Here is a 13,663-nt window from a genome sequence, read left to right as displayed (position 1 = left end):
TCGGCACGTCCGCCGCGCTCGGGATCGAGCCAGGACGGCGGGGCTGCACCCTCCGCCAGCTCGAACCCCTGCGTGATCAGTGCGTACTCGCCGTCAACCTGGGTAGCGAACTGGACACCGGCAATCGGGTACCCCCGATTCACCCATATGCCGAAAACCCACTGCCGGAGCGCCTCCCGGCCTGGATCTGCGCCGCCCATCTCGATGAGTCTCGCCACGATCTCGCCGAATCGCGCGCCGCGATCGAGGCCCGGCAACTCGGGCAACGACTGCTCCGACTCGCGCACCGGCCCCTTGCGGACCCGGGGCGATACCGCGTCGGGCCCCGACAGCGCGGGGACGAGTTCGCTGTAGCAGCGGATCGCCTCGACCGTGTCGGACTGCTGGGGTGCCGCCATGCAGCCAATCAGAAGACTGGCCGCATAGCGCGGCGTCGCCATTGGGGCCCCGCGGCCGCGCGGACCGGCTGGCTCCAAGCCTTCCGTCACCATCAGCGTCACGCGGAACCGGAGGTCCCGCCGCGACTCCCCAAGAATGTCGGCGAGCCGCTCGCTGAACTCGTATCTGCGCAAAGGAGCGTCCATGGGAACAAGCATAACAGAGCCAAAATCAATTTAGTGATATTTTTTAGTTTGTGAGTGTTACAAAATAATCTGTATTAATTCCCAATAAATTCATCTGCCAGATACACACCGCACTTACTTAAAAACGTTAGCGGCTCGCCGGAGGTCGACAAAAGGAACCCCGTGTGGCGCGTGCAATCGCCAACACAGAAGGGATCAACGAGAGGGCAGGAAATGCCCGGTGCCGCGCAGCACCGGGCAGAGCTTCAGAAATACCGCCAGAAGAGATACACGTGGCAGATAGCGACGTGCAGGAGCATCAGGGGAAACGCCAGTTTCGTGTACGTCAAGAAACGGAAGGGAACCCCGTTGCGCTCGGCGATGCCCGCAACGGTCAGATTGGCACTTGCCCCGATGAGTGTCCCATTGCCGCCGAGGCACGCGCCGAGCGACAGACACCACCAGAGCGGCAGCAGACTGTCAGATCCTCCGAACGCGGGTGCCATCGCCTTGATGAGGGGAATCATCGTCGCCACGAAGGGTATGTTGTCGACGATCGCGGAAAGCACCGCCGAGGCCCACAGAATGCTGAGACCCGTGATGGTGAAATCCCCACCGGTCGCGGCGAGCAGCTTGTCCGCCAGCAGCTTGAGCAGTCCTGCATGCTCCACGCCTGCGATCACGATGAAAAGTCCGATAAAGAAGAAGATCGTGATCCACTCCACCTCGTTGTAGACCTTGAGCACGCTCTCGGACTGCTGCTCCGCGGACTTGCCGAGATTGTCCAGCATCAGCAAGAGAGCGGCGCCACCCATGCCGATCGTTCCGGAGTCGAGCCCGAGCTGGCGTGCGAGAACGAAGGCGACGATCACCAGCGCCAGCACCAATGCCGAGAGCTTGAGCAGCCGCGGATCGATGATGGCCTTGCGCTCGTCGAATGCCATGACCTTGGCGCGCAGCTCGTCCGCGGCCTGCATGCGCCGCCCCCACATGAGGTGCATCGAGATGACGTGGACGATGAGCACGACGACGATCACCGGCGCGAGGTGAATCACGAAATCGTTGAAGGCAAGCCCAACCTGCCCCCCGATCAGGATGTTCGGTGGATCGCCGACCAGGGTCGCTGTGCCGCCGATGTTGGAGGCAAGAATCTGCGAGAACAGGAAGGGATACGGGTTGACCTTGAGTGCTTCGGTGATGACGAGCGTCACGGGGACGACGAGCAGCACCGTCGTAACGTTGTCCAGGAACGCCGAGACTACCGCCGTCACTACCGCGAGCATCGCGAGAATGCCGGCTGGACTTGCCTTCACGAGCTTTGCCGACCAGATCGCCAGATACTCGAAGACGCCGCACTTACGCGTGATCGAGACGATGATCATCATCCCGACCAGCAGCCCGATGGTGTTGAAATCGATTCCGGCAACCGCCTGTGCCTGCGTCAGCAGCCCCAGCATGATCATGAGCATCGCGCCGAGCAGCGCAATGATCGAGCGGTTCAGCTTTTCGCTGATGATCACCCCGTAGGTGATGATCATCACCGTCGTCGCGAGCCACAGCGGCTCGAGGCCGAAGATGACGTGCGACTCGGCCTCGTGCATCACTTGACCCTCCCGATGCGGGCGAGCACGTCCCACACCGACACGATGCCGACGAGCCTGTCCTCCTCGACGACGGGAAGGAGGTTGCGCTGCCGATACAGGAACAACATGGCGTTCATGAGCGGCGTCTCCGGGCTCAGGACCGGCACCTCCGGATCGATGTGCCGGCTGACGGGATCGTTCGCGACCGCGTCGATGCGCGCCTGCAGTTCGGCAAGCGTGTCCTGAATGAAGCCCACCTCCAGCAAATGACTCAGTGGATGCGTTTGGTCTTCATGCGAGAGCAGACGCGGCATGGCGAGCGCGATCAGACGGCTGCGCGGCAGCATGCCGACGTAGCGCTGATCGCTCTCCACCACCGGCAGCGCGGGCAGCCGGTGACGGACGATCGCATCGAGACCGGACAACAGCGTGTCGGACGGATTGAGGGTGGCCGGCGGCGACGACATGATCGACCGGCACGACGCATCGGACTGCTGACTCATGACTCCCTCCCTGGAGACGAGGACAGCGCTGCACGATCCCCTGCTCTGGCAATGCTTGTTTCGTCGTGTGCGTGCCTGTGCACGCGCCGCTCTCTCTCTTACGTGTTCAGAAACGGGTCATCGGGCGCACGCGGCAGTCGAACCGTACCATGTCTGCCCTGCGGGACTCAAGGCAACAAGAAGGCATCGGCGGCGCGAGCGCGCAACCGACAGGTGAACGAGATGAGGAAGCGACGCAGCCGAAAGGATGAACTACGCCGCGTGGAGAAGGCGTTCTATCGCATACGTTCAGCGCGAGCGTGGGTCGTGAGAGGTGTGATGAGCGAGTCGTCCTTCGCTCAGCCAGTCGCCACGGTGAGGAGCGGGCTCAATGCTGACGATGCGATAGGCGCCCGCCATCGTGGCGTACACCGCTGCGGTGATCACGGCGATATGTTCTGCCGCGTCGCGCTCGGCCATTTCCTTCTGCACTGAGACCGGCTTTGGTTCCTCGCGCGCCGCCGTGACGCGATTGAGCAGGGGAAACGCCGCGAGCACCGCCCCGATGCCGGCGATGATGAAGAAGCTCAGGAAGAAGTCGATCACGCTCAGGATGAGCGCACCCTGAATAGTGTCGGGAATCATTGCGTGCATGGGTTCTTTGCCTCTATGTCCGGGACGATGCGCTGCGGGGACGTCACTCAGTTCACGCCGAGCAGCGCCAGCAGAATGCCGCCGGAGATCGCGGTGCCGAAAACGCCTGCCAGATTGGGTCCCATGGCATGATAGATGAGGTAATTGTTCGGATTCTCCTGGTGCGCGACGATGTGAGAGACGCGGGCGGCGATGGGAACGGAGGCAATGCCCGCCGACCCGATCAGCGGATTGATCTTGTCCTTGAGGAAGAGATTCATGACCTTGGCTGTCAGCACACCGGAGGCGGTGCCGAAGACGAAGGCGATCAGCCCCAGCACGACGATCATCACGGTCTGCAGGGTGAGGAACTTGTCCGCTGCCATGGTCGAGCCGATCGCCACCGTGAGGATGATGATGATGACGTTCATGAACGGTCCGGCGGCGGTCGTCGCCAGCCGCTCCGTCACCGTGCACTCCTTGAAGAGATTGCCGAGCATCAGCATCGTGATAAGGGGTGCGACCGGCGGAAAGAACAGGTTGACGATGATCGCGATGACGATCGGGAAGGCGATCTTCTCCACCTTGCTGACCTTCCGCAGCTGCTTCATCGAGATCTGTCGCTCCGCCTTGGTGGTCAGCGCCCGCATCACCGGCGGTTGAATCATCGGCATCAGCGCCATGTAGGAATAGGCCGCCACCGAGACCGGCCCGAGCAGATGCGGCGCAAGTTTCACCGTGACGAAGATCGCCATGGGCCCGTCTGCGCCGCCGATGATGCCGATCGCACCCGCCTCGTTGATCGTGAAGCCGACCATCTTGGCGAGAATGAGCGCGACGAAAATGCCCAGGTGCGCGCCCGCACCGAGGATCACCAGCCGCGGATTGGCGATCATCGGACCGAAGTCCGTCATCGCGCCCACGCCCAGAAAGATCAGCGGCGGAATGATGAGCTTGCCGACGCCTTCGTAGGCGTAATGAAACAAGCCCCCCTCCTTCACCACGTAAAGCAATGCAGAGATCGCCTTGCCGCCGGGCACGTCGTCGGGCGGGCCGGGCACGTTGGCAACGATGCAGGCAAAGCCGATACCGATCAGCAGCAACGGCTCGTAGTGCTTGGCAATCGCGAGATAGATCATCGTGATGCCGATGGCGATCATCACCAGGTTCTGCCACGTGATATTGATGGCCCCGGTTTGATCGAGCAGCGCCTGCAGAAAAACGAATGTCTGGTCGAGCACTGGCGTTCTCCCTCGTCTCATTTCTGTGAAGAGACAGGGGTCAACTATAGAAGCCGCGAATCCAGAGGCGAACTAGGGCTACTACTAGATTTCGCGCGCAACGTGTTGCAGCAGATACCGCTGCCACGAGGTCTCACCTTCTCTCGCACGTCTGCCGCACACCCGCCGCTGTGCTGCGTCGACGATGTCGCGGGCCGCTGCCATGGGCATGGCTGATCTGGTGTCCCACCGCGACACCCTGCGCCTGCACTGGCTCGAGGTCGACGCCCGGCGGGGTATCGTCCTCGCGCTGGCGCTCGTGGTCTGCGTCGCCGTCCTCGACTACGTCACGGGCTATGAACTGCGTCTCGCCATCCTGTACCTGCTGCCGATCGCGCTTGCCACGTGGTCGGCGGGGCCGCGCGCCGGACTCCTGATCGTCGCGGTCGCGAGCCTTGCCTGGATCGTGAGCTTTCGCACCGCTCACGCCTATTCGCGGGAGATCTTCTTCTACTGGGAAGGTCTCGCGATGTTCACGGTGTACGTCGCCATCGTGTGGCTCCTGGCACGCCAGCGCAGCGCGTTGCACCGAGCCGACGAGAGATTCCTGCGCGTGCTCGAAGAACTGCATGCTGGCGTGTACGTAATGGATCACGACCGCGGAACCATCCTGTACGCGAATCGCAGAATGGGCGACATGCTCGGCGCGGAGCCCTCGTCGCTGCAGGCAGCCGGTCTCGAGCAACGCTTCGGCGGCGCGCTTGCGGCTCAACCCAGCGCGGCGACGGCGCCCGCGCCGCAGGCCCCGGGCACCTTCGTCTCTGCCGAGGTGCGCGACCTCGCCGCGGGACGCTGGTATCTCGTGCAGACTGGTCCCGTGCCGTGGAGCCGTAATCGACGGGTGAGCCTCAAAGTCATCACCGACATCTCCGAGCAGAAGCACGCATCGTCGCTCAGGCAGCAGCACCGCGACATGCTCCATCGGACGGCGCGGCTCGCCGCCTTGACGGAGATCGCGTCGACGCTGGCGCACGAAGTCAATCAACCGCTGATGGCGATCGCGAGCTACACCGACGCGTGCCTGCGCCTGCTGGCACAACCGGAGCCCGATCGCGACGAAGTCGTCGCGGCGATCGAGAAGTGCCGCCGACAGGCGATCCGCGCTGGCGAAATGATCAGCCGGATGCGTGAATTCATCCGCAGCCGCCATCCGCAGCCGCGCGAATGCGACGTCAACGCGGTGGTCCGCGAGTCGCTCGATCTTGCCGACGTGCATCTCGAAGAAGCCGGCGTGAATGTCGAGGTCGCGCTCGCGAAGGATCTGCCGGCGACGCACGCGGATCCCACGCTGCTGGCACAGGTCGTCATCAATCTCCTGCAGAACGCGATCGACGCCATGCGCGGCTGTGCCCAGCAAGAACGCTCGTGCAGGGTTTCCACCGGCGTGAACAGCGATGGCTCGATTCTGGTCTCCGTCGCCGACCGTGGCGGCGGACTTCCGGATGGCATCGGCGATGCGCCGTACCAGCCGTTCTTCACGACCAAGCCGCAGGGACTCGGGCTGGGCCTGTCGATCTGCCGTTCGGTGGTCGAGGCGCACGGTGGCCATCTGTGGCACGAAGCCGACCCGGAAGGCGGATGCATCTTCCGCTTCACGGTGCCGCCGGAGCACCGCGCGTGATCGTCGATGCCGCGCAGCAGACCGTCTTCGTGGTCGACGACGACGAAGCGATTCGCGATGCGCTCGGCCTGCTCTTCCGGGCGTCGGGCCTGCGCGTGGAGACATTCGAGTCTGCCAGCGCATTCCTCAGGGATTATCGCCCCGATTGCAGTGGTTGCCTCGTGCTCGACATCCGCATGCCTGGGATGAGCGGGCTCGATCTGCAAGACGAACTGCGCAAGCGCCGTACCCCGCTGCCCATCGTCTTCCTCACCGCTCACGGCGACATCCCGATGGCGGTGCGCGCTCTCAAGAAAGGTGCAAGCGACTTCATCGAGAAGCCGGTCGACCAGCAGCGCTTGGTGCTGGCGGTTCTGAATGCGCTGCGGGAGGACGTGCTTTCCGCGCAGCGGGTGCCGGCGCCCGGCGCGCCAACGGGCAGCAATGCCTCCAGACTCGAGGCGCTGTCTGCGCGCGAGCGCGAAGTGCTGCACGCGGTGCTGGCTGGCAAGCAGACACGCCAGATTTCCGAGGAGCTGTGTATCAGCGTCAAGACGGTGGAGTTTCACCGTGCCCGCATCCGCGAGAAGCTCGGTGTTGCATCCGTTGCGGAACTGTTCCGGCTCTTCATCCACGATCGCGGCGATCTCGGGTGACCGGTTGTTGGTCACGGGACGAGGCCGCCGGCCTTCCTGGCCAGTGATCGCTCAGGCCTTTCCGTAGCGTTCCAGCACGTGTCGGATCATGCCTTTGGCGAGTTCTTCCTCGCCGAAGAAGACTCTCTCGGTCTCGCTCTTGAGCAGAGTCGCCTCTTCCTCGTTGTGGGTCCGCACGACAGTCACGACGTCGGGATTGAGCGTGCGCGCGGTCTTGATCATCTGCCGCACGTCGAAGGTGTCGGGTGCCGCCACCACCAGCATGCTGGCGCGCGCGATGTGCGCCTGAATCAGAACGGACGGCTCGCACGCATCGCCGGAGACTGCCGCCATCCCGTTTGCCCGCAGCCATTCGACGCGCTCGCGATTGCGTTCGGCCACGACGAACGGAATCCCCCGCGCAGACAAGGCGTCGGCGATGCGCCGTCCGACACGCCCGTAACCCACGAGCACGACCTGCCCCGACAGGTATTTCTCGTCCGTCGACATCGGCAGTTCCGACAGCGGATCGCCCGACCTCTCCAGCACGTGCGCCAGCGCCGATTGCGACTGGATCCAGCTCTTCAGCGGCTTCACACTGGCGAACACCAGCGGGTTAAGGGCGATGGAGATCAGCGCACCGGCGAGGATCAGGCTCTGGCCCTCGACGGGAAGCAGTCCCAGGCTCACGCCGAGACCCGCCAGGATGAAAGAGAACTCGCCGATCTGCGCCAGGCTCGCCGAGACCGTCAACGCGGTACTCAGCGGATAGCGGAACGCGAGAACCACGGCGGCGGCGGCGATCGACTTGCCGATGACGATGATGCCGACCACGGCCAGCACCTGCAGCGGTTGCTCGATCAGCACCTTTGGATCGAACAACATGCCCACGGAGACGAAGAACAGCACGGCAAATGCTTCGCGCAGCGGCAGCGACTCCTCCGCGGCGCGATGGCTGAACTGTGACTCGCGCAGCACCATGCCGGCGAAGAACGCGCCGAGCGCGAACGAGACGCCGAACAGAACGCTCGCAGCATAGGCGATGCTGACGGCGGCGGCCACGACGCACAGCGTGAAGAGCTCGCGCGAACCCGAACGCGCCACCTGCCACAGCAGCGCAGGGAAAACCCGGCGCCCGACGACGAGCATGAGGGCGATGAACGCGGTCACCTCGATCAGCGTCACGCCGAGAGTCCGCCACAGACTGCCGCCGTCGCTGCCCGACGTGCCGCCGCCCAGCCACCCCGCCGCCGGAGGCAAGAGCACCAGCACGACCACCATCGCGAGGTCTTCGACGATGAGCCAGCCCACGGCGATGCGGCCGTTCATGGACTCCAGCATGCCATCGGCCTCCAGCGCCCGGAGCAGCACGACAGTGCTCGCCACCGAGAGCGCGAGACCGAACACGAGCGCGCCGCCCACGCCCCATCCCCAGGCGATGGCTACCGCGGCGCCGAGAGCCGAGGCCACGGCGATCTGCAGCACCGCCCCGGGCAAGGCGATCTGGCGTACCTCCATGAGATCGTTCAGCGAGAAGTGCAGGCCGACGCCGAACATGAGCAACATGACGCCGATCTCGGCGAGCTCGCTGGCCATGCCGGCATCGGCAACGAACCCCGGCGTGAACGGCCCGATGAGGATGCCCGCCAGCAGATAGCCGACCAGTGCCGGGAGCTTCAGCCGAACAGCCAGGAGGCCAAGCACCACGGCAAGGCCGAGTGCGGTGGCGATCGTCGCGATGAGTGGACCGCTGTGAACCATCGAGGCGTTTTTTCCTTGTGTCGGGTGGAACCGGGCAGGCACGACGTCGTTGCGCGCGAAGGCGCCACGACAACCTTACCGGATGCCGACCCCGGCGCAAAAGTTCCCTCGCCGTTCTCACCGGAAACTTTTCCTCCCGCGCCCGGTCGGTTGAGGAACAGCCGACGGGCCCCTCTGACGTCCGCCGCGATGCGCACGCCATGTCGTCGGCTTCCTTCCACAGCTATCAGGGGCCCGTCATGGACTCGTTCCTTTCCTTCGCCTGCGCAGAAGTTCTCGGCCAGCCGTTCTGGATCTGGCTGGCGTTCATCGCCATCGTCGTTGCCCTGCTCGCGCTCGATCTCGGCGTCGTTCATCGCGAGGACCGCGCGATCGGCGTCGTCGAGAGTCTTTGGCTCTCCGCGGGCTATGTCGCGATGGGCCTTCTCTTCGGCGCGTGGGTGTGGTGGTACATGGGTGCGCGCGACGGCATCGACTACTTCACCGGGTTCCTCGTGGAGAAGGCGCTGTCGCTGGACAACATTTTCGTGATCGCGACGATCTTTTCATTCTTCGCGGTGCCGCGGCAGTTTCAGCACCGCGTGCTGTTCTGGGGCATCCTCGGCGTGATCGTGCTGCGCGGCCTCATGATCGGCCTGGGCGCCGCGCTGCTGTCGCAGTTCTCCTGGATCCTCTACGTTTTCGGCGTGTTCCTGATTGGCACCGGCATCAAGATGCTGATCGTTTCCGACCACAAACCGGACATCGCCAACAACCCGCTGCTGCGCTTCCTGCGACGACACCTGCGCGTAGCCGACCAACATCACGGCAACCGCTTCTTCGTGAGCCGGCCCGATCCCGCCACCGGCAGAACCGTGCGCTACGCGACGCCTCTCTTCCTCGCGCTCGTGCTCATCGAGTTCGCGGACCTCATCTTCGCCGTCGACAGCGTCCCCGCGATCTTCGCCATTACCCAGGAAACCTTCATCGTCTACACATCCAACATCTTCGCCATTCTCGGCCTGCGCGCGCTCTATTTCGCCCTGGCCGCAATGGTTCATCGCTTCCATTATCTCAGGCACGCCCTGGCACTCGTGCTCGTCTTCATCGGCGCCAAGATCTTCCTCGTGAACTTCATCGGCAAACTGCCGGCCACGGTATCGCTCAGCGTCACTCTGGGTCTTATCGCCGGCGGTGTGCTCGTGTCACTCTGGAAGACGCGCAGTCACGTCCTGCAGGACCACGGCGGGCGATCCTGATCGCCGACCGCCTCGCCGGGGGCCAGCCGAGGTCCCGGCGGCATAGGCCTCCGCGATCGGTATTCGCGGTGAGCCACAAAAGGAGTAAGCTAACGCAACAAGATTTGACGCAGATCAAACTGCCGTAGCTTATCTCACTTAACCTTGAGCAGTTCCCTTTCTCTCCATTTCTATTCTGTCTAACCTCACGCACCCCGCAGGAGGCGAGCGATGAGCACCAATCCCGTCAGTATCCCCAGTGTTCCTACCAACAACCGCAGGCTCGCGGCGTGGGTCGATGAGCTCGCCGCGCTGTGCAAGCCTGATCAGGTCGTCTGGTGCGATGGCTCGCAAGAGGAGAACGATCGCCTGTGCGACCAGATGGTCAAGGCCGGCACCTTCATTCGTCTGAATCCCGAGAAGCGGCCGAATTGCTATCTCGCGCGCTCGCACCCGTCGGACGTCGCGCGGGTCGAGGAGCGCACCTTCATCTGCGCCGCCTCCAAGGAAGAGGTCGGGCCGACCAACAACTGGGCGCATCCGGACGAGATGCGCGAGACCATGCATTCGGTCTTCGACGGCTGCATGCGCGGGCGCACGATGTATGTGATCCCGTTCAGCATGGGTCCGCTCGGCTCGCCCATCGCCAAGATCGGCGTACAGCTCAGCGACAGCCCGTATGTCGTCGTCAACATGCGCATCATGACGCGCATGGGCTCGAAGGTGCTCGACGTGCTCGGCGCGGACGGCTTCTTCATCCCGTGCGTGCACTCCGTGGGTGCGCCGCTCGCACCGGGCCAGAAGGACGTGAGCTGGCCGTGCGAACCCGATATCGCCAAGAAGTACATCGTGCACTTCCCCGAGACCTACGAGATCTGGTCGTACGGCTCCGGCTACGGCGGCAACGCGCTGCTGGGTAAGAAGTGTCTGGCGCTGCGCATCGCCTCGGTCATGGCGCGCAAGGAAGGCTGGCTCGCCGAGCACATGCTGATCTCCGGCCTGCAGAGCCCGGAAGGAGAGAAGACCTACATCGGGGCAGCCTTCCCGAGCGCATGCGGCAAGACGAATCTCGCCATGCTGGTGCCGCCCAAGGGCTTCGAGGGCTGGAAAGTCACCACGGTGGGCGATGACATCGCGTGGATCAAGAAGAGCCCGGACGGCCTGCTGCGCGCGATCAATCCCGAGTACGGATTCTTCGGGGTGGCGCCGGGCACCAACACGTCATCCAACCCGAATGCCATGAAGACGATCGAGAAGAACTCGATCTTCACCAACGTCGCCCTCACCGATGACGGCGACGTATGGTGGGAAGGCATGGACGGCCCGCCGCCGGCGCACGCCATCGACTGGCAGGGCAAGGACTGGACGCCCGATGCCGGCCGCGTCGCAGCGCACCCGAACTCGCGCTTCACCGCCCCCGCCGGCCAGTGCCCGTCGATCGATCCGGAGTGGGAGAACCCCGCGGGCGTGCCGATCAGCGCGTTCATCTTCGGCGGCCGCATGAGCAAGGACATGCCGCTCGTGTTCCAGGCGTTCAACTGGGCTCACGGTGTCTACCTCGCCGCGACGATGGGGTCCGAAGCCACTGCTGCGGCGATCGGCCAGGCTGCGATGCGGCGCGACCCGATGGCGATGCTGCCCTTCTGCGGCTACAACATGGCGGACTACTTCACGCACTGGCTCAACGTCGGGCGCAAGGTCGCCAACCCGCCGCGCATCTTCCGCGTGAACTGGTTCCGCAAGGACGAGAACGGCAAGTTCATGTGGCCCGGCTTCGGTCAGAACATGCGCGTGCTGAAGTGGATCGTCGATCGCGTGCACGGCCGCGGCTTCGCAGTCGAGAGCCCGATCGGCTGGATGCCTCGCTTCGAGGACATCGAATGGAAGGGGCTGGAATTCCCCGCCGACAAGTTCTACGACCTCATGGCGGTGCGCCGCGAGGCGGGCACGGCAGAAGCGCACTCCCACGAGGAATTGTTCGACCGCTTCCTCGATCGTCTGCCGAAGGAGTTCACTTTCGAGCGTGAGTTGCTGCGCTCGCGGCTGTGGCGTTCGCCCGATCGCTGGGAACTCGCCAGGGAAACGATCTGATTTGATCGCTGACAGGCGGTAAGACGAGCCCCCCGTGCATGCGGGGGGTTTTTTTCGTCTACTGTTCCTGATGGCCGCTGAGAGCCGAGAGCAGGTGCGGATCGACAAGGAGCACTTCCGCGATCTCGCGAAAAGCAGCATCGTAGGCTTGCCAGACGCCGTCGTCCGGATTCGGCTGGCTTCCCTGACCCGTGCCGGCAAAGAACGCAATCGCCTCGGACGCAGTATCGGCACCTGCAAACACCGTGACCGTGGCATTCGCATGGTATTCGCCCAGCACCGGATTGAGCGAACTGCTGCCGTTCAGTTGCAGTGTGATGACAGGCGCGTCTGCCGTCGGCGCGACAGCCGTCTCCTGGAACACCTGGCTGAATACGTTCAGTGCTGCCGCCTGCATGAGTTCGGCATCGGCATAGCTCCAGCCAGCCCCCCGATACTCGACGGTCTGCGTCGGCGGCATCGCGGGGTCCACCTGCAACGCCACACGCATCGCAACCGGCAGGGAGAGACCGCCTGCGGGTTGCACCTGACGCACTGGCGGACTCGATGCGCAGGCGCCCAGCACCACCAGCGTCGCCCACACGAGCAGCCAGCATGTTGTCCGTCTCCACCCCATCCTGCCTGCCCCCCTCCTCCGTATCGACAGTGTCCCTGAGGGCCGGCATTGTAGCTGCCCGCAGGCTACGGAAAACCATCCGGGGCTGTTTGACGCTAGGTCAACCGGGAGGCCGCGGGCTAACATTAGGGATATGCGATCGCCCCCACGATCCAGGGAGGTATCATCATGCCAGAGTCCGAACCACCGCCTCCGACCGCGGATGAACCAGCGAACGCCGCCAGCGAGAACGTCGCGCCGGACGTGGACATTCGCGAGCGTGTGCGCGATCTGACGTTGCAGGCGTTCAAGGACCGCCACTTCGATCGCACCGGATTGCAGGACGTCATCCGCGCAGTAACGCAGAGTGCGGCACGGGGCGCGGAGCGCGAGCGCATCGATATTCCTCAGGCGCTGGCGCAAGCGCTCGACGGTCTCGACAGTGCGTTGCGGACCTCGGCCGAAGCGGGGCAGGCCGCGCTGAAGCAGCTTGCCGCCAGCGGCCGTGGCTTTTCCGACGGCGAGCTCAGGCAGGCGCTCACCAATCTGCGCAAGCTGGAGGATGACTTCTTCTCCACCGTCGGACAGGTTGCCGACGCGGCAAGCGATCAGGTGCGTCCCGAACTGCGTGAGGCGCTGACCTCGGCCCGACGCGCCGGAACCGACACCGGTCGCCAGATCGCGAGCATCCTGAGCGAACTCGCGCAGCGCTTCTCCGCTGCCTCGCTGGATGCGACCGTCACCGGGATCGAGCGCGCGAACGAGTTCGGCACGCGTTTCGGCGAGGTCGCGAGCGGCGTCCTCGCCGGGCTCGCCGAAGCGCTGCGCAGCCGGAAGAGCGACTCCGCCGACGCACCCACGGACCCGCAGGACCGCTGATGCTCCGCGCCACCCTGGGGGTGATGCGGGATCTGCCGCGTCTGCACGGAATCGCCTCCGTCCTGATCCGGCACGGCCTCGGCGACGTGGTGCGGCGTCTGGGCATCGCCGGTGTTCTCGAGCGTGCCGGAGAGATCCTGAACTGGGGTGCGGCAGCCGACAGCGAGCGACTCGAGCCTGCGCAGCGCGTTCGCCTCGCGCTGGAGGAACTCGGTCCGACGTTCATCAAGCTCGGCCAGGTGCTCGCGACCCGCGTCGACCTCTTTCCTCCGCACTGGATCACCGAGTTCGAAAAGCTGCACAACGACGTCGCGCCGGTTCCCTTCGAGCAGCTGCTGCCCGAG

The 13,663-nt window shown here is 64.3% G+C and carries 13 protein-coding genes; 6 read left to right on the top strand and 7 right to left on the bottom strand.

Features of this window, described 5'->3' with window-relative positions; genetic code table 11:
* The 5 genes from JNK68_02465 to JNK68_02445 form a co-directional block, all read right to left on the bottom strand.
* Positions 1-584, bottom strand: a 584-nt coding sequence (locus JNK68_02465) for a hypothetical protein (GenBank protein MBL8539215.1), incomplete at its 3' end; no start/stop codon positions are given.
* Positions 585-829: 245 nt separating this feature from the next.
* Entirely contained in the window at positions 830-2,164 is a 1,335-nt protein-coding gene (locus tag JNK68_02460; GenBank protein MBL8539214.1) for an ArsB/NhaD family transporter, read from the bottom strand.
* Complete coding sequence (locus tag JNK68_02455) at positions 2,164-2,649, bottom strand: CBS domain-containing protein (protein ID MBL8539213.1); 486 nt, start codon at positions 2,647-2,649, stop codon at positions 2,164-2,166. Before JNK68_02455 ends, JNK68_02460 begins: the two co-directional genes overlap by 1 nt.
* A 288-nt stretch (positions 2,650-2,937) precedes the next feature.
* A complete protein-coding gene (locus JNK68_02450) occupies positions 2,938-3,282 on the bottom strand; it encodes a hypothetical protein (protein ID MBL8539212.1) in 345 nt (114 codons plus the stop codon).
* Between the two features lie 47 nt (positions 3,283-3,329).
* On the bottom strand, positions 3,330-4,523 hold the full coding sequence (locus tag JNK68_02445) for a sodium ion-translocating decarboxylase subunit beta (GenBank protein ID MBL8539211.1): 1,194 nt from the start codon (positions 4,521-4,523) through the stop codon (positions 3,330-3,332).
* Between the two features lie 187 nt (positions 4,524-4,710).
* Here JNK68_02445 and JNK68_02440 point away from each other — a divergent pair, with 187 nt between their 5' ends.
* A complete protein-coding gene (locus JNK68_02440) occupies positions 4,711-6,162 on the top strand; it encodes a GHKL domain-containing protein (GenBank protein MBL8539210.1) in 1,452 nt (483 codons plus the stop codon).
* Complete coding sequence (locus JNK68_02435; protein ID MBL8539209.1) at positions 6,120-6,797, top strand: response regulator transcription factor; 678 nt, start codon at positions 6,120-6,122, stop codon at positions 6,795-6,797. Before JNK68_02440 ends, JNK68_02435 begins: the two co-directional genes overlap by 43 nt.
* Before the next feature lie 51 nt (positions 6,798-6,848).
* On the opposite strand, the gene JNK68_02430 is transcribed toward JNK68_02435, so the two are convergent.
* The gene (locus JNK68_02430) at positions 6,849-8,537 is read right to left on the bottom strand and encodes a Kef family K(+) transporter (protein ID MBL8539208.1); all 1,689 of its coding nucleotides are present in this window, start codon (positions 8,535-8,537) and stop codon (positions 6,849-6,851) included.
* A gap of 239 nt (positions 8,538-8,776) precedes the next feature.
* On the opposite strand from JNK68_02430, the gene JNK68_02425 reads away from it, so the two are divergent.
* Both JNK68_02425 and JNK68_02420 read left to right on the top strand, forming a co-directional pair.
* A complete protein-coding gene (locus JNK68_02425) occupies positions 8,777-9,775 on the top strand; it encodes a TerC family protein (protein MBL8539207.1) in 999 nt (332 codons plus the stop codon).
* A gap of 210 nt (positions 9,776-9,985) precedes the next feature.
* Entirely contained in the window at positions 9,986-11,845 is a 1,860-nt protein-coding gene (locus tag JNK68_02420; protein MBL8539206.1) for a phosphoenolpyruvate carboxykinase (GTP), read from the top strand.
* A 58-nt stretch (positions 11,846-11,903) separates the two neighbouring features.
* Here the strand turns inward: JNK68_02420 and JNK68_02415 are convergent, their stop codons facing one another.
* Positions 11,904-12,461: a hypothetical protein gene (locus JNK68_02415; GenBank protein ID MBL8539205.1), complete on the bottom strand. Its 558-nt coding sequence runs from the start codon at positions 12,459-12,461 to the stop codon at positions 11,904-11,906.
* A gap of 168 nt (positions 12,462-12,629) precedes the next feature.
* On the opposite strand from JNK68_02415, the gene JNK68_02410 reads away from it, so the two are divergent.
* Both JNK68_02410 and JNK68_02405 read left to right on the top strand, forming a co-directional pair.
* The gene (locus JNK68_02410; protein MBL8539204.1) at positions 12,630-13,319 is read left to right on the top strand and encodes a hypothetical protein; all 690 of its coding nucleotides are present in this window, start codon (positions 12,630-12,632) and stop codon (positions 13,317-13,319) included.
* On the top strand, positions 13,319-13,663 hold a 345-nt coding region (locus JNK68_02405; protein ID MBL8539203.1), incomplete at its 3' end, for a ubiquinone biosynthesis protein UbiB. The genes JNK68_02410 and JNK68_02405, both read left to right, overlap by 1 nt.

The organism is Betaproteobacteria bacterium (assembly GCA_016791345.1).
Lineage (GTDB): Bacteria > Pseudomonadota > Gammaproteobacteria > Burkholderiales > JAEUMW01 > JAEUMW01.
Note: the sequence above shows the minus strand (reverse complement) of the source record. Positions and strands in the feature narration are given on the sequence as shown.

Excerpts from the sequence above, each read along its gene's own strand:
- JNK68_02460 (MBL8539214.1), bottom strand. The coding sequence starts at position 2,164 with ATGCACGAGGCCGAGTCGCACGTCATCTTCGGCCTCGAGCCGCTGTGG.
- JNK68_02430 (MBL8539208.1), bottom strand. The coding sequence starts at position 8,537 with ATGGTTCACAGCGGTCCACTCATCGCGACGATCGCCACCGCACTCGGC.
- JNK68_02425 (MBL8539207.1), top strand. The coding sequence starts at position 8,777 with ATGGACTCGTTCCTTTCCTTCGCCTGCGCAGAAGTTCTCGGCCAGCCG.
- JNK68_02445 (MBL8539211.1), bottom strand. The coding sequence starts at position 4,523 with ATGAGACGAGGGAGAACGCCAGTGCTCGACCAGACATTCGTTTTTCTG.
- JNK68_02420 (MBL8539206.1), top strand. The coding sequence starts at position 9,986 with ATGAGCACCAATCCCGTCAGTATCCCCAGTGTTCCTACCAACAACCGC.
- JNK68_02450 (MBL8539212.1), bottom strand. The coding sequence starts at position 3,282 with ATGCACGCAATGATTCCCGACACTATTCAGGGTGCGCTCATCCTGAGC.
- JNK68_02455 (MBL8539213.1), bottom strand. The coding sequence starts at position 2,649 with ATGAGTCAGCAGTCCGATGCGTCGTGCCGGTCGATCATGTCGTCGCCG.
- JNK68_02415 (MBL8539205.1), bottom strand. The coding sequence starts at position 12,461 with ATGGGGTGGAGACGGACAACATGCTGGCTGCTCGTGTGGGCGACGCTG.
- JNK68_02435 (MBL8539209.1), top strand. The coding sequence starts at position 6,120 with ATGCATCTTCCGCTTCACGGTGCCGCCGGAGCACCGCGCGTGATCGTC.
- JNK68_02410 (MBL8539204.1), top strand. The coding sequence starts at position 12,630 with ATGCCAGAGTCCGAACCACCGCCTCCGACCGCGGATGAACCAGCGAAC.
- JNK68_02440 (MBL8539210.1), top strand. The coding sequence starts at position 4,711 with ATGGCTGATCTGGTGTCCCACCGCGACACCCTGCGCCTGCACTGGCTC.